A 20,372-nucleotide genomic window follows, 5' to 3' on the forward strand; every position below is an offset into this window, starting at 1 on the left:
CACCGTGGATGGACATTACACGGCCGGTGACACACCCGATACCAGCGAGAGTCCACCATGCCGACACCGTTCGATGACAGCGGCTACGCCTCAGCGCCGGCTCGACGTGACGTCATCGAGAGGTTCCGTCTGAGAAGCGGTCACGGCCGATCGGTCTTCCCAGGACCGCGCCGTCGAGGTTACGAAACAGAAGAGGACACCGCCCGGATGACCTCACAACAACACCATTTCAGGAATCCGATCCGCCTGCGCGCTGGCGGTATCTCCCTGCGGCGCTACGAGGTTTCTCGACTCGATCGGGGTCCCGATATCAGTGCGATCGACGGGTGATGGGGAACAAACGACGAGCGTAGGCGATGGCCGCACCGGTGTCGGGGAACACCGCGTCCTCACCGCCCGCTGGTAGCGCGCCCATCGTGGCGAGGCGGGCGCGGTGGTCGTCGCGCAGACCGGACATCAGGACGGTGATGTGGCGGTGCTGGAGTTTGGTGACGGCGTCGGCGAGGACAAGGGCGCCGGTGGTGTCGAGGGCAGTGACGCGCGACATGCGCAGGATTACCACATGCACGTCGGCGACCTCGGACAGCTCCAGCAGGAAGCGGTGGGCGGCGGCGAAGAACAGCGGGCCGTCGATGCGATAGGCGACGATGTGGTCACGCAGCAGGTCGTGTTCCTCGCCGAGATGATCGCTCTCGTCGAGCGGGACCTGGTGCAGGCTCGCCTCGCGGGCGACCGCGCGCACCGCGAGCACGAGCGCGAAACCGATGCCGATTGCCACCGCCGTGACCAGGTCGAACGCGACGGTGACAAAGAAGGTCACCGCCATGACGATCGCGTCTCCCCGCGAGGCGCGCGCGATCGCGGCCAAGGAGGCGGCCTCGACCATCCGCACCGTCGTCGCCAGGAGCACACCGGCCAGCGCCGCGATCGGGATATCGGCGACGAGACCGGCCGCCAGGTAGACGATGCCCGCCAGGATCGCCGCGTGCGTCAGCGCCGCCAGCCGGGTGCGCGCACCCGAGCGCACATTGACCGCGGTGCGGGCGATCGCGCCGGTCGCGGGCACGCCGCCGAACAGCGGCGCAGCGATGTTGGCCAGCCCCTGGCCGAACAGTTCCCGGTCCGGATCGTGGCGGGTGCCGACGGCCATGGCGTCGGCCGCGGTGGCCGACAGCAGCGATTCCAGCGCGGCGAGCGCAGCGACCGCGAGCGCGGGCAACAGCAGCGTGGTCAGGTCGTCGAGGTGCAGGAAGCCGAACGAGGGTGCGGGCAGCCCGGCCGGGATCGTCCCGATGCGGGCGAGATCCAGGTCGAAGACGCTGCCGACGACCGTCGTCACCGCGACGGCGACCAGCGCGAACGGCAGTTTGGGCAGATAGCGCCCGCCGATCAGGATCACGACCGCCACCACCAGCGCCGTCACCGGCGCGGTCGCGTGCGGGTCGTCGATGAACCGCCGCACGGCATCGAAGGCCGACTGCCAGACCTTCTCGCCCTCGGCTCCGGACACCCCCAGCGCGCCCGGAACCTGTTGCAGCGCGATCACGACCGCGATGCCCGCGGTGAACCCCTCGATCACCGGGGCTGGCATGAAGCGCACCGCCCGGCCGACACCGGCGAAGGCCAGCGCCACCAGCAGCACGCCCGCCATCAGGCCGACGGTCAGCACGCCGGACGCGCCGTGCTCGTGCACGATCGGCACCAGCACCACGGTCATCGCGCCGGTCGGCCCGGACACCTGGAAGCGCGAGCCGCCGAACGCCGCGCCCAGCGCGCCGGCCACGATCGCCGTCGCCAGGCCCGCGGCGGCGCCGAGCCCGGAACTGATGCCGAATCCCAGCGCCAGCGGCAATGCCACCAGCGCCACGATCAGCCCCGCCATCAGATCCGTGCCCGGCGCCAGGAAGGCGGGCTTCCACTCCGACCAGGTCGGCAGCAGTGCCCGCATGGTCAGCGGTTGCCGAGCAGGCGCAACTTCAGTGCGGCCAGCTGCTCGCGCAGTTCGTCCGGTAGCCGGTTGCCGCCGATGCCGGCGAACCATTCGTCGATGGACCGGGTCTCGGTGACCCATTCGGCGGCATCGACGGCCAGCGCCTGCTCGACCAGCGCGCGGTCGGCCTCGTCGAGCCCGGCCAGGTCGAGGGCGTCGGCGGTGGGGACGTAGCCGATCGGCGTCCACTCGGCGTCGGCGGTGCCGTCGAGTCGTTCCAGCGCCCACTTCAGCACGCGCACGTTGTCGCCGAAGCCGGGCCACAGGAAGGTGCCGTCGGCGTCGCGACGGAACCAGTTGACCTGGAAGATCTTCGGCAGCTTCGCCGGATCGGCCTGGGCCCCGAGCTGCAGCCAGTGCGCGAAGTAGTCGCCCACGTGGTAGCCGAGGAACGGCAGCATCGCCATCGGATCGCGCCGGACCACGCCGACCGCGCCGGTCGCCGCGGCAGTGGTCTCCGAGGACAGCACCGAGGCGGTGAACACGCCGTGCGCCCAGTCGAAGGTCTCGGCGATCAGCGGCACGGTGCTCGCGCGGCGTCCGCCGAAGAAGATCGCCGAGATCGGCACGCCGGTCGGGTCGTTCCATTCCGGCGCCACCGAGGGGCACTGCTCGATCGGCGTGCAGTATCGCGAATTCGGGTGCGCGGCAGGGGTTCCGGTTCTCGGGGTCCAGTTGTTGCCGCGCCAGTCGGTGAGATGGGTGGGCGGCTCTTTCGTCAGCCCCTCCCACCACACATCGCCCTGATCGGTGAGCGCGGTGTTGGTGAAGATGGAGTTGCCGCGGTCGATGGTGGCGATCGCGTTGGGATTGGTGCGCGCGCCGGTGCCGGGCGCGACGCCGAAGAACCCGGCCTCTGGATTCACCGCATACAGCCTGCCGTCGGCGCCGAAGCGCATCCAGGCGATATCGTCACCGATGGTCTCGGCCCGCCAGCCTGGCAGCGCGGGCTCCAGCATCGCCAGATTGGTCTTGCCGCACGAGGACGGGAACGCCGCGGCCACATAGTGCGTCCGGCCCTGCGGCGAGGTGAGCTTGAGGATGAGCATGTGCTCGGCCAGCCAGCCCTCGTCGCGCCCGATGACCGAGGCGATCCGCAGCGCGAAGCACTTCTTGCCCAGCAGCGCGTTGCCGCCGTAGCCGGAGCCGTAGCTCCAGATGGTGCGCGACTCGGGGAAGTGCGCGATGTACTTGGTGTGATCGCACGGCCACGGCACGTCCGCCTGGCCTTCGCTCAGCGGCGCGCCCACCGAGTGCAGGCACTGCACGAATTCGGTGTCGCCGGTGAGCTTTTCCCAGACCGGCGCCCCCGAGCGGGTCATGATCTGCATCGACACCGCCACATACGGTGAATCGGTGATCTGCACACCGAACTTCGGTTCGGCGGCGTCGAGCGGGCCCATGCAGAAGGCGATGACGTACATCGTGCGGCCCGTCATCGCGCCGCGGTAGTGCTCGGTCATCACGGTGCGCATGTCCACCGGGTCGACCCAGTTGTTGGTCGGGCCCGCGTCGGTGGCGTCCTCGGAGCAGATGAAGGTGCGGTCCTCGACGCGGGCGACGTCGTCGGGGTCGGAGACGCACCAGAAGGAGTTGGGTTTGCCGGTGAGCCGGACGAAGGTGCCTTTCTCGACGAGTTCGCAGGTCAGGCGATCCCATTCGTCGGCGGAGCCGTCGCACCAGACGATGCGTTCGGGCGCGGTCAGTTCGGCGGTCTCGTCGACCCAGCGCAGGATGGCCGGGTGGTCGGTCGGAACCGTCGTCGGCGCGGAGCTCGCGGTCACGGGTGTTCTCCTTGTCAACTTGCTAGGTGGCTAGTTTAGAAAGTATGCAATCAGTGGGCGTGGGTCGAGCGGTGGCGGGTAAGGGTCAGGCGACCGTGGACTCGGTGGGGTTCTCGAGCAGTTCGGCCTGTCCGGCGACGACGCCGGTGAGGATCGCGCGAGCCACGATCAGCAGCTCCTTCACTCGCGGCGAGGTGAGTTCGTAGGTCACCGACAGTCCCTCGCGTCGCGCGGTCACCAGACCGGCCCGGCGCAGGATGGCCAGCTGCTGAGACAGGTTCGCCGCCTCCACGCCGACCTCGGGCAGCATCTCCGAGACCGCGTGTTCGCGCTCGCTGAGCAGCTCCAGTACCCGGATGCGGACCGGGTGGCCGAGGGTTTTGAAGAAGTCGGCCTTCATCTGGTACAGCGGCCTGCTCAGTCCTGGCACCGTGGCGAACCCCGTCCTGCTGTGGCGGTATGGTGTTTTCTAACTTTAGCAAACAGGCTAACAGGAGAGATATGTCCCTCGTCTCACTCAACGGCATCCAGCTCAACTACGACGTCACCGGGTCGGGACCGCTGGTCCTGCTCGTGATGGGCAGTGGCAGTCCTGGCCGCGTCTGGCGCACCTATCAGGTGCCCGCGCTGGTCAAGGCCGGGTTCCGGGTTGTCACGGTCGACAATCGGGGGATCGCGCCGTCGTCGGAATCGGCGGCGGGGATCACCATGGCCGACCTGGTCGGTGACACCGCGGCGCTGATCGAGCACCTGGGGGCGCCCGCCCATGTGGTCGGTACGTCGATGGGGTCGCGGGTGGTGGCCGAGCTCGCGCTGGCGCGGCCCGAGCTGCTGGGCAAGGCGGTCATGTTCGCCGCCACCGCTCGTCCGCACCCGGTGTCGAGCATGCTCAACCGGGGTGAGCAGGCGTTGTTCGACAAGGGGATTCAGCTGCCGCCCGAGTATGCGGCCGCGGTCAAGGCGATGCTCAATCTGTCCCCGCACACCCTGGCCGATCCGGCCAAGGCGCAGGAATGGCTCGACATCTTCGAATTCACCTCGGGCAAGGGCACTCCAGGCACTCGCGCGCAGCTGGGGATGGATCGGTCGCAGGACCGGCGCGAGGCGTATCGGCGGATCACCGTGCCCAGCCTGGTCGTCGGGTTCGCCGACGACCAGATGGTGCCGCCGCGGTTCTGCCGTGAAGTCGCCGAGGCGATCCCGGGCGCTCGCTACGCCGAGATCGAACGCTGCGGGCACTACGGCTATCTCGAACGGCCCGACGAGATCAACCGCGTACTCGTCGAATTCCTCTCCGCCGCTTGATCACCCACCAACTCGAAGGATCCTCATGAGCGACTCGATCCCGCCCTGTCCCACGTGCTCCTGCGAATACACCTACGAGCTCGGCGCCCTGCTGGTGTGCCCCGAGTGCGCCAACGAATGGGCACCCGCCGCCGCGGCCGATACGGCGGACGACGTGATCCGCGACGCCGTCGGCAATGTGCTCGCCGACGGCGACACCGTGACCGTGGTAAAGACGCTCAAAGTCAAAGGCAGCCCGACTGGCATCAAGGCGGGCACCAAGGTGCGCAATATCCGCCTGGTGCAGGGCGTCGGCGATCACGACATCGACTGCAAGGTGGACGGCATCGGTCCGATGCAGTTGAAGTCCAGCGTGGTGAAGAAAGTCTGAACCGACCCGTGGCTGTCGTCGATCGGGCATGACCGGAGCGCCCTGGGTCGATCTCGTTATGCTCACACCAGCCATCGCCGACAGCCGAGACACCGATCCAGCCTTCATCAACGCATTGCTCTGCGGTCTCACCGGCTACTGGGCAAGCGCAGCCGTCAACCGCCGCCTCCCACCTCGAGGGTGTGGTTGTGGCATACCCATCAGCGGAGGCGGTGCTGTTGGACATCAGACTCCGATCGCGGACTGAGGAGCGGTCAAGGTGGTCATACCGCCCGCGCTGACGATCGTGACACGGCCACGGGTCGGTCGGTTCCCGCTCCCACAGCCAGGTGTGATCCAGCAGAGTCGAGGGCAACAGTCCGGCTCCATCCGCCGGCGGCGGGTACGACCGCCAATAGTTCGCCGTGGCCGTTCCACAGGCGAGCTGTGCCATCCCCACACTCCGCGGCAAGAATCGACCCGTCTTCGTCGAATGACAGTGAACGGATTCGCCCTGCGTAGGTGCAGGTCTCCCAAGTCGGGCTGACCGGATTTGAACCTGCGACCACCTGGCGAGCGTTCCAGTTAATGTGTGGGATTCCTGTGGGGCGCTGACCATGCTTTCCAGCTTTCAGCCGGTCGCCTTCGACACTTCGGCGCGCCGACGCTGCAGCGCTCGGACGAACTGACCGGTCCCCGTGACCGTTTCCCCGATCCCCACCGGTCCAGTGACGATGCATGGGGTGTTCCCTGGATTCCATCACCAAGAACACCGAATCCAGCGGTGACATCAACGTAGCCATCGACCCTCCGGAACCGCCCGTACCATCGATCTGCGACAAAACGAAAGAGTAGTTGGCTGCGGGATCTACACTACCGCGCCATCATCGCCGCTGAGCCGCGCAGCGCGGTCGGCGCGGGCTCATTCGGAGAACGCCACCACACCGTCGTCGATCCGGCTGTTCCGCAGCGCCTTCTTGTCGAAGTACCAGTTGTGTTTCAGCCGCCACGGGTCGCGGTCACCGGCGACGGGTAGTTTGCCGGCCGCGCGCTGCAGGTAGCCGGAGGTGAGGTCGAGCAACGGCTTCGGCTCGAGACCCTCCGCCAGTCGCGGGACGACAACCTTCAGGTTGTGCTGGTCCATGTAGTCGAGTAATCGCGTGACGTACTCGCAGACCAGATCCGCCTTCAGAGTCCAGGAAGCATTGGAATAGCCGATGACAAAGGCGAAGTTCGGGACGTCGCTGAGCATCATCGCCTTGTAGGTGAACGTATTGCCCAGTTCGATCTGCTCACCGTCGACGTAGAACTCGGCCTTACCCATCGGGACCACCTCGAGACCGGTGGCGGTCACTACGATGTCGGCCTCGAGCTCGCGGCCCGAAGTGAGCGCGACGCCATTGGTGGTGAACCGCTCGATGATGTCGGTGACGATGTCGACCTTGTGGCTGTGGATCGCTTTGAACAGGTCGGCTCCGGGCACCACACACAGCCGCTGATCCCACGGATCATACGGTGGGCGCAAGTGTTTGGCGTAGTCGAAACCGTCAGGTAGGTGGACCTTCGCCCACCGTTCCAACAAGGCTCTGGCCGTCTTGGGGTTGCGGCGACAGAACTCGTAGAAACCGATTGTCACGGCGGCATAGCGTGCGTGGATCACCTTGGCAGCCAGCTTGCCGGGCAGGATCTTGTTCAGTACCTTGGCAAATGGGTCCTTTCGAGGCTGGCTCACAATATAGGTGGGCGTCCGCTGCAACATGGTGATATGTGCAGTCTCGCGGGCCATCGATGGGATGAGCGTGACCGCGGTGGCGCCCGAACCGATCACGACCACCCGCTTACCGGTGTAGTCCAGATCCTTCGGCCAGTGTTGCGGATGGACCAGTGTGCCGCGGTAGGCGTCCAGGCCTGGCCAGTCGGGTGTGTAGCCATGGTCGTAGTCGTAATAGCCACTCGTGGAGAACAGAAAGTCGCAGGTGAGCGTCGACGTTTCACCGGTATCGACGTGTTCGATCGCCACCGTCCAGCACTTCTCGTCTGTGGACCAGGAGAATCTGGTAGCTCGGTGGTGGTATCGGATCCGCTGATCCACACCGTACTTCGCTGCCGTCTCACGCAGATAGCACAGGATGTCGGCGCCGTCCGCGATGGCGTTTTCCCCATCCCACGGCCTGAATCCGAAACCGAGGGTGTACATGTCGGAGTCCGACCTGATACCCGGATATTGGAACAGACTCCAGGTCCCACCCAATTCTCCTCGCTGTTCCAGCACCGCATAGCTCTTCGCCGGAAAGGCACGGCTGACGTGGACAGCAGCATCTATTCCCGACAGTCCAGCGCCCACGATCAAAACATTCAGGTGGGTGGCCTCGCTCATACGTGCTCCTTGATGCCGTCGCGAAATGCACAGTATTCACCAGACGCGCAGCGACGGAAGGTTCTCGAAAGGCGATTTCGAGCAGCCGCCGGAGCTCACACACACAATTAGAGTTGCCTCTATCCTAGCCGTATGAGGCCATGACGTTGGTGTTGCCGGTGCGGAGGCGGCTGGATGCGTCCTCGACAGTAGCCGCGTGTCAACAGCACGCCCATCCGACCATTTGACGGCCGTGGGGACGCCGAACCCGGCGACCGCTTCCTGCTGTGCTCCGATGGGCTCTCCGACGTCGTCACCGAGGAACGGATTGGCCGGTACCCATGGTGCGTTCTGGGACGGAAAGTGTGCCCAGCCTCCGACCTGTCGACCATCGCGACGCGTATTCTCACCTCGTGCCGACTGGCGGTAGCAAACAGGTTCGCGCCGCGCGCAAACGCAAGAAGCGGATGGCGCGCGTCACCCATGACCTCACCGACACGCAATGGGACGCACTCAAGAGGTCCTGGGGCGGCTGCGCCTACTGCGGCTCCCCCGCCACCTCGCTGCAGAAGGACTGCGTGCAGGCCATCTCGCGCGGCGGCCGCTACACACTCGGCAACGTCGTACCCGCGTGTGGGTCGTGCAACGCCAGCAAGTGCAACGCCGAAGTGACAGGCTGGCTGCGGCGCAAGAAGCTCGACGAACGCTCATTCCTCCTGCGCCACTACGAGATCGCGGCCGAGCTCACTACCCGGTTCGCCTAGCGGCCTAAAGCGATGGTGGAAGTTCTCCAGCGGCCTCGGGGCGACAGACCCTATGACTGGTCAACACGGCCGGTCTTGCTCGTGTGCAGCCGGGGCGGCGAGGAAGGTAGGCAGCTGGTTACCGGGGACCCTGTCGACAGTTGACGGGGTTGCGTCACAGTGAGGTTGGGTGCTGAACAGCGGCAGCCGCGCGGGGCCGAGGGTCTTCGGGTGCAGGTCGGTCATGGTGGTTCCCCTTGTATCGACGGACTGAGCTGTAGATTTCATCGAGCGTAGCGGTGACCGCCGACAGTCGGCCTACGTCGCGACGTCGCCGCCGATGACGCAGTGCCTCGAAAACTTGGAGATTCCAAGCGGCGTACTTTGCTGCGTGCATCTGAAGACCGTTTGCCGGACCAGCGGCGCACTCGTGATCTGCCCGGCCGAATGCCTGATCACCGCAGACCCGATGTCCTAGCCACTCATCGAGCACACCCGTTCCGGCGGGTTCGCGGCTTGGGACAGTGCGGTAGCCGCTGCGTGGCTCCACGGGTCGGCTGACGTCGTCCGGTTGCCGTGGGCGGACCGGTCTTCGATCGTGCAGGGCCATTCCGGCGTGTACTCGAGCTTCTTGTTGCATGCCTAGGCCGCGGTGCAGCGGTAAGGCGTACCCGCGCACGAAATCCTGCGAGCCACCACGGCAGGATCGACGACGTCGGGCTACGACACGACACTGGGGCTGGAACTCCTGTGACCTGGTGGCCGGTGCCAGCGGTCGATGTCGTCGAGGATCCCCGCCGCTGCGGGGCCGACGCGACGTCGGTGGTTGGTCCGACGATTCCGGCCCGAGCCGTCGAGCCCTGCCCGTCGGCCCCGCACTCGCGGGGATGGTCCACACCATGGCCCAGAGTGTTGTCTGGGATCGGAGTCGGCCCCGCCTCGGTGTGATGTTGCGTATGGCAGGGCTCGCCGGCAAGGTCGTGATCCTCGATGAGGTGCACGCTGCTGATGTGTACATGTCGACGTTCCTCGTCGAGGGGCCGCGGCGGCTCGGGCAGGCCGGTGTGCCGATGATCCAATTGCCGGGGTGGTCGATATTGTGATTTCTGACACAATTATGACCCAGTATGCCAAAAATGACCCGCTTCCGGTGGACTACGGGGCGTTCCAGCGAGCGGGTCAGCTCAGTCGGACCGTACCAGCGAATGCCCAAAGATGCTGGTACAGAATCTGTTTCGCCAGTCAGAAACCCCCGAAACTTCCCATCGATTCCGATCAATTCCGGTCAAAAGTGTGTGGCATTTGTGTGTCGAGCTCGGGATGTCGGAGGCTCGCGGCACCAGCCCTTCCAGCGGTGACCGACGAAGTCCGCGGGAAGCCGGTCGGCCGTGACGAGGGCGCGGCGCCGCAGGGCGCAGTAGCCATCCGTCCCCTGAACTGGGATTGCTACTGCCCCGCCTCACTGGTGACCGGCGGCACCGACCCCAGCTTCAGGCAGCGCTGTGTTGTATGCGGCAAAGTAACCGAGGTCGATCAGGCGCGCGCGCAGGTTGTGCGCTGATGTCGTTGCTGCCGTCGGCCAGGAACGCAACATCTCGATTGCTTTTCCGCGATGTACTGGCGGTCCCATGGGTTCCCGGGGTGGTCGAGCATTGCGAGGCTGATGGTGCAGCTGTCGTCGGTCCCGGGGATTCGCGCGATCCTCTCCGCGATCCACATCTGGTTACCGATCCGCCTGACGAAGGAGCGGCGATGATGGCGAAGTACCTGGGCAGCGCACCGAAACGCCGCTGGGCACGCGCGCCGACAAACGCACGTAAATGCCGAATCGAGGGCGTTCGCGTCGGAGCATCGTTCGTGGTCAGTGGTGAGTCCGTCGCGAGCACATGACAGCTGCAAAGGTGGACATGCCTGCGGTGGTGCACCGCTGCTGGACTGAGTCCGGGGTGCGTTGGGGCAAGCTACTGCTGTGCCTGGTGTGTGCGCCTAGCTCTTGGTTGTGCCCGCCTGAGCTCCGCCCAGTTTGACCGTATAGTGGACGATCGAGACGTAACCGAACGTACGAGATGCGATAGTTGCAGCTCGTCCGGATCAGAGCAGAGGCGAATGTGGGCGAGGGCCAGTTCCAGGACACCGACATCTCCACCCGCACTCTGGTGGAGAGTCTGGTCCGCGAGGACGCGACGATCGATGCTGGCGAGCTCTACGATGTCGCCAATGCGCTCAGTATGAGCGATCAACAGGTCCGGCTCTGCATCAAGCGGCTGGTGGCGGAGGGCCGGTTCGTTCAGGAGGGTCGCGGCCGTAAGGCTGTGCTGCGCGCGACGGAGCTGACACGCAACAGTCTCGAACCCGATCTCGACTTCGTGCGCTACATGTATGCCCAGGATCGTGGCGAGGTTTCCTGGGACGGGCGTTGGCACCTGGTGGCGTTCGGTGTTCCTGAATCCGCGCGGCATGCACGTGATTCCATGCGCGATACCATCCTGCGGCTCGGTGGCGCGCCGATTCAGGGTGGCCTCTACGTTTCGGCGAATCCGTGGGCGGAACGAATCCGTTCCGCCGCAACAACGCTGGGCGTTTCCGACCACATCACCACACTCACAAGCGCCGATCTGACCATCGGCCGGCATATCGCCCCACGCGATATTGCCGAGCAGTTATGGCCGCTCGACCGGATCGCCGAGGGCCACCGGCGGCTGCTGAGGGTCGCCGAGCAGTATTTGCAGGAGCTGCGGGAATCCTCCGGTGTTCGGCATCTGACGATCGCCGTCGCGTTGGCCGCGGAGTTCACCCACGCTATGGAGCCGGATCCGCTGCTGCCACCTCAGCTGCTTCCTCAGCCGTGGGTCGGCACGGCCGCGCGCGCGGCGGCGGCGGCCTGCTGGGCGGAACTTCTCAAATCCGAACCGGCGCAACCTGTTCGACTGTTCCGCTGGTACTCGAAGGTCACCGGCGGGGCCACCAACGCTGCTCGCACGTGGTAGGCCGGGATTCACCGAGGCCGCACACCTCGACGCACCACATCCGGCGCAGCAACACGGCGGTCAACGCTGTGGCCAGCAGGGTGAAGAGAAACCAAAACCATCGCCATGAGGGCGGCAGCGGCACCAGGGCACAGATCGCGGCCGCGTATCCGATGGTCGCGATCCGGAGCCGGCGCTCGTCCAGGATGAATTCGCGCAGTTGCTGTTCAGCGGAGACCGCCGCCGGGTGAGAACGCAATCCCACACCCGCGGCGACAATCCGCTGCCACAGGTACAGGTTCGCGCACAGGGCCGTCAGCAGGAATGACAAGCCGAGCAGTTGTGCCCACATCGGCGATTCTCCGGCTGGTGGGTAGGACTGCGGCAACGTCACTGCCCCCAGAACCAGCCCGAGAGCGGACTCGACAAAGACGAGACGCCTAGTGGGGCGCAAGTGATGGAGTCCGCGCGAGCACGTAAGCGCAGTGTTGTGGTTTGCCATCGGCACCCCTGGTTCAGATCGAAGCGAGCTCGGCGCTACCGGTGATGTGGTGCAGTGCCCGGCAAGCAGCGGCAGGTGCCAGGGTGATTCCTGGATGCATACACGCGACCAGGACCTGGGGCGCTGCGAAGGGGGGCTAGGCAAGGTCGACCAGCAGCGGGTATCGGCCGGAAGCCGACGCGAAAGTCCAGCATTTGCAGGGGATTTCGCACGCCGAAATCAACTCGGACGGCGTCGAGTGCCTGGTGTACGCGCATCACGGGGCGGTGCGGGTCTTCCGATGCCACATAGTCCTCGGCACCCAGATAGGTTCCTCGGCGCCAGGGCCGGATCTCGAAATCCGGGCCGGACAGGATTCGCCGCGACAGTGGCGTGCTGGTTCGGAAGGTGTATCGGATCGCCGGTGCGGACTCGACCGCGAGAGCGGTTCCCACCTGCGCGGCCAGACGGGGGCGCCGAGCACGTTCGCCAACACCGCGTACCGCGCGTGGAAGACGCCGGCATCGGAGAAAACCTGTGCTCGGCCGTCGCTCCCGACCGCGATTTCGGAGACGGCAGCCTCCACTATCCGAGCACCGAGGTCGCGGGCGGCGGCCAGCAGGGTTCGTCGCATTCGTCCTGGGGCAACAGCGCCTTCGTGGGGGTGCGTACGCCGCGATTTCCGGTCGGGTACCCAAGGCGGGTTCCAGACGAGTGAAGCTTTCGGCATCGACGGCCTCGGTCGGGAAACCCAGCCCTTGTTGTGTTCTCACGAACGATTCGGTGTCTTCCGGGGTTCGGAGCCAGGTCAGTGGCCCTGCCCAGGAGACCGCTAACACACCTTGGAGGTCCGCGTCCAGCGCGCGGAAGTCAGCGATGGCGTCGCGGTGCAGCTCCGGGCCGCTGTCGGTGTGAGTTGTGCCGATCCACCCGAACGCGCTGCTGGTCACTCCCGCGCCGCGCACGTCGAGGTCGATACAGGTTACGCGGATTTTGTTGCGCGCCAAGGCGTAAGCGATGGCGGCTCCCACCGCACCCGATCCGATGACGATGACGATGACGTCGGTCGCTGTCTGCTCGAGAGCTCGCGGGCGGGGGAGCTCACGCCTGCGCGGCCGAACGTCGCCGATCTTGCAGGGGCAGTCGATGCCCACATGCCGCATCGGCGTAGATGGGATGGCGATCCCAGAAGAAGGCACGACCACCTCGCTCACGCTCCATTCGCCTGTCTATTCAACTATCGTACCTGATACGATCGTATCTACTATGAACGAAGGTATGGCGATGAACTCTCTGATGGGCAGGGCAGCGTTGCTGCTCGTTGCGGCAGCGATCACAACTGGAACGGTCCTGGCGCCCCCAGCTGCGGCCGCGGAGCACCGCCCGCGCGGCGTGCTGTCGGGCAGTACCGCGCACGATCACCGCAGCGAGGCCCTGCGGCCGGACCTGTCGCGTCGTTACCCGGGCACCGGGGATCAGCGGTGTGGCGGCAGGTTCCAACGCCCTCTCTCGCGGGTCCCGCGCCCAGACGGCGATGGAAGGGCGCTTTGCCGGCCACAAGCGAAGTGGTGCACGGCGCCGTGCGCTTGAAGGAACAACCCCCCAGACTTGGAAGTTAGGAGCATCCGATGAAGGTTCTTGCATTGGGCGGGCCGGGTGCGATGGGCACCGTGGCCGTGCAAACCGCGGTGAATATCCCAGGCGTGACGGAAATCGTTGTCGCAGACAGAGATCTGGTTGCCGCCCAAGGTTTGGCACGCCGCTTGGTCGACGCGCCTGTGCCCGTCGGGGCGATCGAGGTGGACGTCACCGACGATGTTCAGTTGCGTGCGGCGCTCGCACCGGTCGACGTGGTGCTCAATACCGTGGGGCCCTACTACCGTTTCGGGCTGGCGGTGCTGCAAGCGGCGATCGACACGCGGACGCACTACCTCGATATCTGCGACGACTGGGAACCCACGCTGCAGATGCTCGAACTCGACGCGGCGGCGCGGGCTCGGGAAGTGTGCGCGATCATCGGCATGGGCGCCAGCCCGGGCATCAGCAATTTGCTGGCGGCACTCGCTGCCGCGGAACTCGATTCGGTTCGCGACGCCTACACCGCGTGGCCAGTCGACGGCGACGGTGCCGGTGATACGACCCGAGACGACGCGCAACTACTCGGGCCCGACGGTCGTCCCTCTGCCGCGGCGGTGCATTGGATGCAGCAGAGCAGCGGCACGATCAAAGGTGTGACCGCCGGTCGGCTCAGCGTGCAACGCCCCCTTCGCCCGGTCACACTGGAGCTTCCCGGCGGACGACGTGGCACCGCGTACTCCATCGGCCACCCGGAGCCGATCACTTTGCAGCGCACCCTGAAACCCAGCGGCGATGCGATCAATCTGATGGTGATGAGTACCTGGGCAATGGCCTACCTCGATACCCTTCGCCGCGATATCGACAAGGGAAGACTCACCAACGAAGCCGCGGCAGGCGCCTTCGCCGACCCGAATCTGCTGCGGATCCTCCGCTCGGCACCGACCGCGCTGAGCGCGAAGGGGCCTGGCACTCTGCCGCCATTCTTCGCAGCGGTGTCTGGCACCAAGCAGGGCCGCCCGCACATGGTCCTGGCCCACCTCAACCTGACCGGCCCCCCGGATGACCCGGTCCATACGTTGCTCGGCGATATGGCGCGTGTCACCGGAATCCCGTTGGCGATCGGTATGGCGCAGGTCATCGACGGCTCAGCCTGTCGGCCGGGCGTGCACCCGCCCGAAGCCGTTATCGACCCCGCGCGGTTCTTCGAGGTTCTGGATGTCGCGTTAGGTCGTCGGTCAGGCAGCGCCCCTGTGTATCGGGTCGAGCAGGAACCAATCGCATAAACGACACCAGGGGCCGGTCCAGATCTCGGACCGGCCCCTCTCGATTCGCTGGAGCGAACTCAGTTCAACGAACCGGTTGGTTTTCGGCGTACTCACGCAAGGAATTCAGGTAGCCGGGTGCGTACAGCGTGCGTGGCGCCAACAGCGCCACCACAGCCGCCCGCCAGTCCTGATCGTTGTCGAAGCGGGCCTTGACGATATTGTGCGAGGCGTTCGGATAGCGCTGCACCGTGAGCTGCTCCGGCGGAAGGATCTCGCGATAGACGCGTTCGGTCTCATTGACGTCGACATTGAGATCGTCGTCGCCCAGCACCAGCAGCACCGGCACCTTGACCTGCGGTAAAACCGTGGTCACGTCGGAGCGATAGTTCCGCTGAACGAAATTCCAGCGGTCTTCCGACATCGGGTCCGAGTCTTGTTGGGCCGCAAGATATTGCTCATAGGTAGCGTTCTCGCGGAGCGCCTGCAAACCGGCGTTGCGGCGATCGAGAGCAGCGGCGATCTCTGACTGAGAAGCGCCTCGGTGCCGCATCTCGGCGAGCAGGTTGTACTCACCTTGTCGCAACCAATTCACCGCCGTGCCAACAAGAACCACGAACTGCAGATCGGGAAGATTCGCCGCCACTTCAGGCACGACCCAACCGCCCTGGCTGATCCCCCACATGCCGATCCGACGCGGATCGATGTCATCGCGCTGGCGCGCCCACGCAATCGCCGCCTCGGCCTCGGCCGCTCGATCGTGCATGCTCTGATCGAGCCAGTTCCCCGGCGCCCCATCGATTCCCGGCTTGTTCCAGGACAACGACGCGTACCCGGCTTTGGCGAACGACTCCCAGATCGGTTCGTAGAACGAGTCTCGGGTGGCATCGGCAGGCCCGTCCCCATGCACGAATACAACCAGACCGTAAGGCCCTTTCCCGTGCTCGGGCAGTGCCAAGGTCGCCTTCAGAGGCTGGGCCAACCCGGAAATCGTCAATTCCTCCTGCCGGATGGCGAAGTCGTTCGCGTAGATCACCCACCCGCCCACACCCACCACCAACGCCAGCACACAGCCGACCGCGATCAACGAACGACGTAACCCCCGACGGGGTCTGCCTGCAGCGCCCCTGGCCGAAGACCCGGCGGGGGAAGACAATGTATCACTTGACCTATTCATATAGCTAACGTATCAGAAGCGATAGTTTTACAGTCGTACGTATCTGGTCGGCGATCGAGGGTGGTTCAGCTGACCGATGGGGCATCCGGGTGCGACTTGGGAAGCTGGCACTCGCTTCGCCGCAGTTCCGAGACATGTGCGCGAAGCATGCTCGACACAGGGCGGGCTCGACAGTGCGCAGCCGACGCCGAGAGGATAGTCACATATAACTATCGTGCCTCGACCGTTCGTTATAGATATGGTCGAATGATGTCAGCATTCCAGAGCACTCAGTTGTCACAGAACAACTCCCGATCAGCAGCAGCTGCATGCACACCGCAGCGCCCGCTGGCCGAAGGAGGACAAAAGATCACCCTGCGCCGTATCACCGCACGCACCGTCGCCGACATATGCGACCTGAGCGAAACCCTCACAACCGAACAGCGGGCGATGGTCGCCGACAACGCGATCTCGATCGCCGACGCGCACTTTTCCGAAAGCGCCTGGTTCCGCGCTATCTACGTCGGCGAGGACCCGGCCGGATTCATCATGCTGCACAACGGCTACGACTACGAGGACGGGCTCGAATGCCATGGCGTGTTCCTCTGGCGCCTGATGGTGGCAGGACCGTACCAGGGCTCAGGAGTCGGCCGCGGAGCGATTGAAATGATCGTCGAGAGTCTCAAAGCCCGTGGAATCAGCGAACTCTATGCCGGCTGTGGCCAAGGCCCCTCCAGTCCGGCGCCGTTCTACGAGAAGCTCGGCTTCGTGCCCACCGGTGTCTTCTACGGCGACGACGACGATGAAATCGAAATCGTACTCCGCTGGTAGTCCGCCCTGAGCTCCATCGATGACCCGATCTCACTGGCGCGCGGCATGGACGTTGCCGACCTTCGGTCAGTCGAGCATCCAAGGAGTTGACCACCTTCAGCCGACCCACAGTCACTCATCGGCAAGGGCATACGCCGGCCGCGTTCGGATCGCCCGACACGCCAGCTGATGACCGTCAGATTTCGCTGATGGAAGCAGGCCTCGCCCGTGGCTTCTTCGGCAAAGTTCACCGAGCGGGTTTCCGGAAGGATCAGCCAATGCCGTCACCGACTACCGTCGAGCTGCTGTCGGGGACCCCCAGCAGCGCCCGAAACGCGGCCCCAAGCCCGCGCTCACGCTGGAGGGGATCGTCGCCGAGGCCATCGCGGTCGCCGACGCCGAAGGCCTGGCCAAGCTCTCCATGCAGCGCCTGGCCGAACGCCTCGGTTTCACCAACATGTCGCTGTACCGGTACGTGCCGGGCAAGGAGCAGCTGACCGCGCTCATGTTCGACACCGCCGTCGGTGCGCCCTCGAAACCCGCTACGCCGGTGCGGGAGTCGGCCGAGCCGTGGCGAGAAAGCCGCACCGACACCGAATCGCCGCTGCGCGTGACGAATGCGGTCGACGCGCTGGATCTGCCCAAGCCCATCCGAGTCGGAAAGGAATTCCGTTGGGACATCGACGCACTCGAAACATCCCTGGCAAACCTGGACGACCAACTACAGGAGCACGACGATGAGACGGGGTAGAGCGCCGCGGCCTCTCGAGGTGCTGGACCAGACGCAGCGACTTCGAAGGGTCGTACCTTGTCGTCGATGACCGTCGTGCCGGAGGTGACGACGGTGCTCCATTCGATCCGTACTCGCCACTTCACGTGCTCATTGGTGCGTACCCCACACGATGAAGACTTCGTAGTCCTGGTGCTGATCTGATAGGGGAACTTGATCGGCTCGGCGCGCTCGCTCGGGAGTCGTTCAGCACCGTCGGAGGTTTCGAGGGGCGGGGTAGGTGAATGCGATCGCCGAGACCTCCTGATCCCCAGGCGAAGTTGTCGCCGCGGGCTGCGCGCCAGCGCGGGGAGCACTGAGACCTCGAGCACTTGCTCGACGCTGAGCTGGGCTCATCCCGCTCGCGCGGGGAGCACTCTTCCACCAGTACCCGCCGAACCTGGGCTTCGGGCTCATCCCCGCTCGCGCGGGGAGCACACTGACTCACCTGCAGGTTTGCACGCCAAACACCCGATTTACATTCACTTTCCACCGACCACCACCAGCCTCCAACATAGTTCAGCCCTTCCTCCACCCCTCTGTAGATCCCGCAGCCGCCAGCCACCTACATCTCGTCAGGTTTCACTGGTCTGTCGGATGCTGCGAGGGCTCAGAACGTCCATCGCCCGCAGACGAAGGCCAAGCCTTTGAGCCAGGACCCAGCGGATCCTGGCGTGAGAGTGCTTTGGAATTGCACACCAGTGAAGCTTCCATGATCCTCTTCGCGACATCGAGCGGCAAAGTTGCCTAGCCGACTCGGTGTTGATCGTGATCCGGTCGACGTGGTCCACCTGCGCCAGCTGCCCGCGTTCGGTCAGAACTGCATGGCTGTAGCGCAGCTTCGACGACACGGCCCAGCAGCGCATCGCCACGACGGCGGTGTAGGTGCCGGGCTTCTCGCCGATCGAGCTGACGATGGCCTTGCCCCGGTCGAACAGCTTGCGGGGCCGCCCCAGGATCAGCTGAAGAGCGGCCAGTGGAGCGAACTTCTCGGCGGCCTCTCGGATGAGGTCCTCGGCTTGTCGTGCGCCGGCGGCTCTCTCGGCGGCCGCGGCGTTCTCGGCCTGATCCTGCCGGGTCATGCGTTGGCGGTTCTTGTCGATCGCGTCGTCGAGACTCCCCGTGTCCGACAGCATATCCGGGCTCGGCAGCGGGCTGTATCGCGGGAATGGGTGTGCGGGGACAGTAGCCGATGAAGTCGAAACATGTTGCGTCTGTTCATCGAACTCGACTCGGCCTCGTAACGATCAGCAGCGCGGGCGGTTTCGGCACGCGACGCCTAGGCATGGCATGAATTCGAATGTATGTTCGAATGAGCGGCCTCGACGAGGGAGGCCGCCCTCCTTGGTTCATCACCGGGGAGACGCAGCGTGATGAAGGAGTAAGCAAGCTATGGCATGTCAGACCTTCCCACCGTCACCGTTCCAGGTCTGTGGCGCGATTCTCGACAAGTACCTACAGACCCGGGGGACCGAACGGATTCCTGCTGTTCCCGAAGTCCGATGAGCTCACCAACCCCGACGGGTTCGGCCGGCGCTCGGAGTTCCTCGGCGGCAACATCTACTGGTCGCCGAATACCGGCGCGCATCCGGTCGCGCACGAATTCCTCACCAAGTGGGGCGAATACGGCTACGAGGGAGGCTTCATCGGCTACCCGCTGACCGATGAGATCGTCCTATCGGACGGCATCGGCCGTCGCCAGGAGTTCCAGGGCGCCTGGATCTACTGGCACGCCATGACAGGAGCCCACAACATCCAGGGCGCGATCCGTGACAAATGGCTCGAATCCGGCGGCGAACGCGGCCCACTCGGCTACCCCAGCACCGACGAAGTCGTCGCCCCCGACGGCAACGGGCGGTTCAACCGGTTCGAACGCGGCATGGTCTACTGGTCGCCCTCGACCGGCGCGCACGCTGTGAGTGGCCGCATTCTGGCGCTGTGGTCGGCCGCGGGCTACGAGAGCAGCCACTACGGATACCCGACCAGCGACGCCACCCCCGGTGCCGAGCCGGGTTCGCTGATCCAACAGTTCGAGCACGGCTCGATCTATGTGCTCAACGACTACCTGCGCGCACTGCTCGTCCCGGCGCAGGGATTCGCCGGCTACGACACCGGCCTGCACCCGGCCTACTGCCCCGACCCGCTGAACTCGCCCCCGACGTGCCCGGTGGACCTGTCCGACTACAACACCGTCGGCGACCCGGACGGCACGCTGATCCCGGCGAATCTACAGAAGGCGGGAGTGGTCTCGGCCTATTTCGCCGCCAACGGCCGCCCGACGGCGCACGCGTTGTGGGAGCACTACTACGACCACGACGAAGCGGGCCAGGACTACGCGCTCGGAACGACGCTGCTCGATTCCTGGACCGCTGAGGACCGCACCGACTACGCGGGGCTGCGACCACCGGCGGAATGGGTCAACGCGAACAAGGAGGAGGCGATCACCGCGGCGATCAACGAGACCGCCCGCACCGGTCAGCCGGCCAAGGTCATCATCTCGACTCCGTGGCATGTGACCGCGGGGATCAGCAACGATCAGGTGCAGTCGATCGGCCGCTACAGCCTGTGCTCGACCACTGCGGTGATCGCCCAGCCCGCCAATCCGGGTCAGAACCCGATCGAGTTGCGTCAGCAGACCCATATCTACGACGTCTACGACTATGCCGCCGGTGACGACTACGGCAATCCCGCCCAGCAGGCGGTCCTGGTCGGCGTCGAAGGCGAGAAGCTCGGCGTCGCCAAACCGTTCCTGGTGTTGGGTTCGTCGTCGGTGCATTCCTGGTCCGGTATCCGCTGAGGATCCGTGCATTGCCCGCCGCGCGC

The 20,372-nt window shown here is 65.3% G+C and carries 18 protein-coding genes and 1 pseudogene; 11 read left to right on the forward strand and 8 right to left on the reverse strand.

Features of this window, described 5'->3' with window-relative positions; translation table 11 throughout:
• Positions 1-310: 310 nt before the first annotated feature.
• The 3 genes from IEY60_RS27975 to IEY60_RS27985 all read right to left on the reverse strand — a co-directional run bounded on the left by IEY60_RS27975 (position 311) and on the right by IEY60_RS27985 (position 4,174).
• On the reverse strand, positions 311-1,948 hold the full coding sequence (locus IEY60_RS27975) for a SulP family inorganic anion transporter (protein ID WP_189033485.1): 1,638 nt from the start codon (positions 1,946-1,948) through the stop codon (positions 311-313).
• 2 nt (positions 1,949-1,950) lie between these two features.
• Entirely contained in the window at positions 1,951-3,774 is a 1,824-nt protein-coding gene (locus tag IEY60_RS27980) for a phosphoenolpyruvate carboxykinase (GTP) (RefSeq protein WP_189033486.1), read from the reverse strand.
• A gap of 85 nt (positions 3,775-3,859) precedes the next feature.
• Positions 3,860-4,174 carry an ArsR/SmtB family transcription factor gene (locus IEY60_RS27985; protein ID WP_189033542.1) on the reverse strand — a complete coding sequence of 105 codons (315 nt, stop codon included), beginning with the start codon at positions 4,172-4,174 and terminating at the stop codon, positions 3,860-3,862.
• A 101-nt stretch (positions 4,175-4,275) separates the two neighbouring features.
• On the opposite strand from IEY60_RS27985, the gene IEY60_RS27990 reads away from it, so the two are divergent.
• Together IEY60_RS27990 and IEY60_RS27995 are read left to right on the forward strand one after the other, a co-directional pair.
• The gene (locus tag IEY60_RS27990) at positions 4,276-5,079 is read left to right on the forward strand and encodes an alpha/beta fold hydrolase (RefSeq protein WP_189033487.1); all 804 of its coding nucleotides are present in this window, start codon (positions 4,276-4,278) and stop codon (positions 5,077-5,079) included.
• Between the two features lie 25 nt (positions 5,080-5,104).
• Entirely contained in the window at positions 5,105-5,449 is a 345-nt protein-coding gene (locus IEY60_RS27995; RefSeq protein WP_189033488.1) for a zinc ribbon domain-containing protein YjdM, read from the forward strand.
• Between the two features lie 901 nt (positions 5,450-6,350).
• On the opposite strand, the gene IEY60_RS28000 is transcribed toward IEY60_RS27995, so the two are convergent.
• The gene (locus IEY60_RS28000; protein ID WP_189033489.1) at positions 6,351-7,805 is read right to left on the reverse strand and encodes a flavin-containing monooxygenase; all 1,455 of its coding nucleotides are present in this window, start codon (positions 7,803-7,805) and stop codon (positions 6,351-6,353) included.
• 392 nt (positions 7,806-8,197) lie between these two features.
• Between IEY60_RS28000 and IEY60_RS28005 the strand changes: the two genes are divergently transcribed.
• The 5 genes from IEY60_RS28005 to IEY60_RS28025 all read left to right on the forward strand — a co-directional run bounded on the left by IEY60_RS28005 (position 8,198) and on the right by IEY60_RS28025 (position 11,514).
• Positions 8,198-8,548 carry an HNH endonuclease gene (locus tag IEY60_RS28005; protein ID WP_229740184.1) on the forward strand — a complete coding sequence of 117 codons (351 nt, stop codon included), beginning with the start codon at positions 8,198-8,200 and terminating at the stop codon, positions 8,546-8,548.
• A 550-nt stretch (positions 8,549-9,098) separates the two neighbouring features.
• Positions 9,099-9,173: a 4-hydroxy-2-oxovalerate aldolase family protein gene (locus IEY60_RS36285; RefSeq protein WP_268241495.1), complete on the forward strand. Its 75-nt coding sequence runs from the start codon at positions 9,099-9,101 to the stop codon at positions 9,171-9,173.
• A gap of 310 nt (positions 9,174-9,483) precedes the next feature.
• A complete protein-coding gene (locus IEY60_RS28015) occupies positions 9,484-9,630 on the forward strand; it encodes a hypothetical protein (protein ID WP_189033491.1) in 147 nt (48 codons plus the stop codon).
• A gap of 251 nt (positions 9,631-9,881) precedes the next feature.
• The gene (locus IEY60_RS28020; protein WP_189033492.1) at positions 9,882-10,088 is read left to right on the forward strand and encodes a hypothetical protein; all 207 of its coding nucleotides are present in this window, start codon (positions 9,882-9,884) and stop codon (positions 10,086-10,088) included.
• A gap of 547 nt (positions 10,089-10,635) precedes the next feature.
• Positions 10,636-11,514 carry a PaaX family transcriptional regulator C-terminal domain-containing protein gene (locus tag IEY60_RS28025; RefSeq protein ID WP_189033493.1) on the forward strand — a complete coding sequence of 293 codons (879 nt, stop codon included), beginning with the start codon at positions 10,636-10,638 and terminating at the stop codon, positions 11,512-11,514.
• On the opposite strand, the gene IEY60_RS35995 is transcribed toward IEY60_RS28025, so the two are convergent.
• Positions 11,477-11,845: a hypothetical protein gene (locus IEY60_RS35995; RefSeq protein WP_229740185.1), complete on the reverse strand. Its 369-nt coding sequence runs from the start codon at positions 11,843-11,845 to the stop codon at positions 11,477-11,479. The genes IEY60_RS28025 and IEY60_RS35995 overlap by 38 nt on opposite strands.
• A gap of 185 nt (positions 11,846-12,030) precedes the next feature.
• A complete protein-coding gene (locus IEY60_RS36585) occupies positions 12,031-13,137 on the reverse strand; it encodes an FAD-dependent oxidoreductase (RefSeq protein ID WP_373291777.1) in 1,107 nt (368 codons plus the stop codon).
• A 465-nt stretch (positions 13,138-13,602) separates the two neighbouring features.
• On the opposite strand from IEY60_RS36585, the gene IEY60_RS28040 reads away from it, so the two are divergent.
• A complete protein-coding gene (locus IEY60_RS28040) occupies positions 13,603-14,835 on the forward strand; it encodes a saccharopine dehydrogenase family protein (RefSeq protein ID WP_189033495.1) in 1,233 nt (410 codons plus the stop codon).
• Between the two features lie 64 nt (positions 14,836-14,899).
• Here the strand turns inward: IEY60_RS28040 and IEY60_RS28045 are convergent, their stop codons facing one another.
• Positions 14,900-15,901 carry an alpha/beta hydrolase family protein gene (locus IEY60_RS28045; RefSeq protein ID WP_229740186.1) on the reverse strand — a complete coding sequence of 334 codons (1,002 nt, stop codon included), beginning with the start codon at positions 15,899-15,901 and terminating at the stop codon, positions 14,900-14,902.
• A 339-nt stretch (positions 15,902-16,240) separates the two neighbouring features.
• Here IEY60_RS28045 and IEY60_RS28050 point away from each other — a divergent pair, with 339 nt between their 5' ends.
• On the forward strand, positions 16,241-16,801 hold the full coding sequence (locus tag IEY60_RS28050; protein ID WP_189033497.1) for a GNAT family N-acetyltransferase: 561 nt from the start codon (positions 16,241-16,243) through the stop codon (positions 16,799-16,801).
• A 257-nt stretch (positions 16,802-17,058) separates the two neighbouring features.
• Positions 17,059-17,357 (forward strand): annotated as a pseudogene (locus IEY60_RS28055) (TetR/AcrR family transcriptional regulator); the annotation flags it as partial.
• 767 nt (positions 17,358-18,124) lie between these two features.
• On the opposite strand, the gene IEY60_RS28060 reads toward IEY60_RS28055, so the two are convergent.
• Positions 18,125-18,685 carry a hypothetical protein gene (locus IEY60_RS28060; RefSeq protein WP_189033498.1) on the reverse strand — a complete coding sequence of 187 codons (561 nt, stop codon included), beginning with the start codon at positions 18,683-18,685 and terminating at the stop codon, positions 18,125-18,127.
• Positions 18,686-18,981: 296 nt separating this feature from the next.
• Between IEY60_RS28060 and IEY60_RS28065 the strand changes: the two genes are divergently transcribed.
• The gene (locus IEY60_RS28065; RefSeq protein WP_229740187.1) at positions 18,982-20,346 is read left to right on the forward strand and encodes an LGFP repeat-containing protein; all 1,365 of its coding nucleotides are present in this window, start codon (positions 18,982-18,984) and stop codon (positions 20,344-20,346) included.
• The last annotated feature ends 26 nt before the right edge of the window (positions 20,347-20,372 follow it).

It is taken from the genome of Nocardia rhizosphaerihabitans (genome assembly GCF_014646295.1).
In the GTDB taxonomy this organism is placed as follows: Bacteria; Actinomycetota; Actinomycetes; order Mycobacteriales; family Mycobacteriaceae; genus Nocardia; species Nocardia rhizosphaerihabitans.

Excerpts from the sequence above, each read along its gene's own strand:
- IEY60_RS28000 (WP_189033489.1), bottom strand. The coding sequence starts at position 7,805 with ATGAGCGAGGCCACCCACCTGAATGTTTTGATCGTGGGCGCTGGACTG.
- IEY60_RS27985 (WP_189033542.1), bottom strand. The coding sequence starts at position 4,174 with ATGAAGGCCGACTTCTTCAAAACCCTCGGCCACCCGGTCCGCATCCGG.
- IEY60_RS27975 (WP_189033485.1), bottom strand. The coding sequence starts at position 1,948 with ATGCGGGCACTGCTGCCGACCTGGTCGGAGTGGAAGCCCGCCTTCCTG.
- IEY60_RS28040 (WP_189033495.1), top strand. The coding sequence starts at position 13,603 with ATGAAGGTTCTTGCATTGGGCGGGCCGGGTGCGATGGGCACCGTGGCC.
- IEY60_RS28050 (WP_189033497.1), top strand. The coding sequence starts at position 16,241 with ATGTCAGCATTCCAGAGCACTCAGTTGTCACAGAACAACTCCCGATCA.
- IEY60_RS35995 (WP_229740185.1), bottom strand. The coding sequence starts at position 11,845 with ATGTGGGCACAACTGCTCGGCTTGTCATTCCTGCTGACGGCCCTGTGC.
- IEY60_RS27995 (WP_189033488.1), top strand. The coding sequence starts at position 5,105 with ATGAGCGACTCGATCCCGCCCTGTCCCACGTGCTCCTGCGAATACACC.
- IEY60_RS28060 (WP_189033498.1), bottom strand. The coding sequence starts at position 18,685 with ATGCTGTCGGACACGGGGAGTCTCGACGACGCGATCGACAAGAACCGC.
- IEY60_RS28015 (WP_189033491.1), top strand. The coding sequence starts at position 9,484 with ATGGCAGGGCTCGCCGGCAAGGTCGTGATCCTCGATGAGGTGCACGCT.
- IEY60_RS36585 (WP_373291777.1), bottom strand. The coding sequence starts at position 13,137 with ATGCGGCATGTGGGCATCGACTGCCCCTGCAAGATCGGCGACGTTCGG.
- IEY60_RS27990 (WP_189033487.1), top strand. The coding sequence starts at position 4,276 with ATGTCCCTCGTCTCACTCAACGGCATCCAGCTCAACTACGACGTCACC.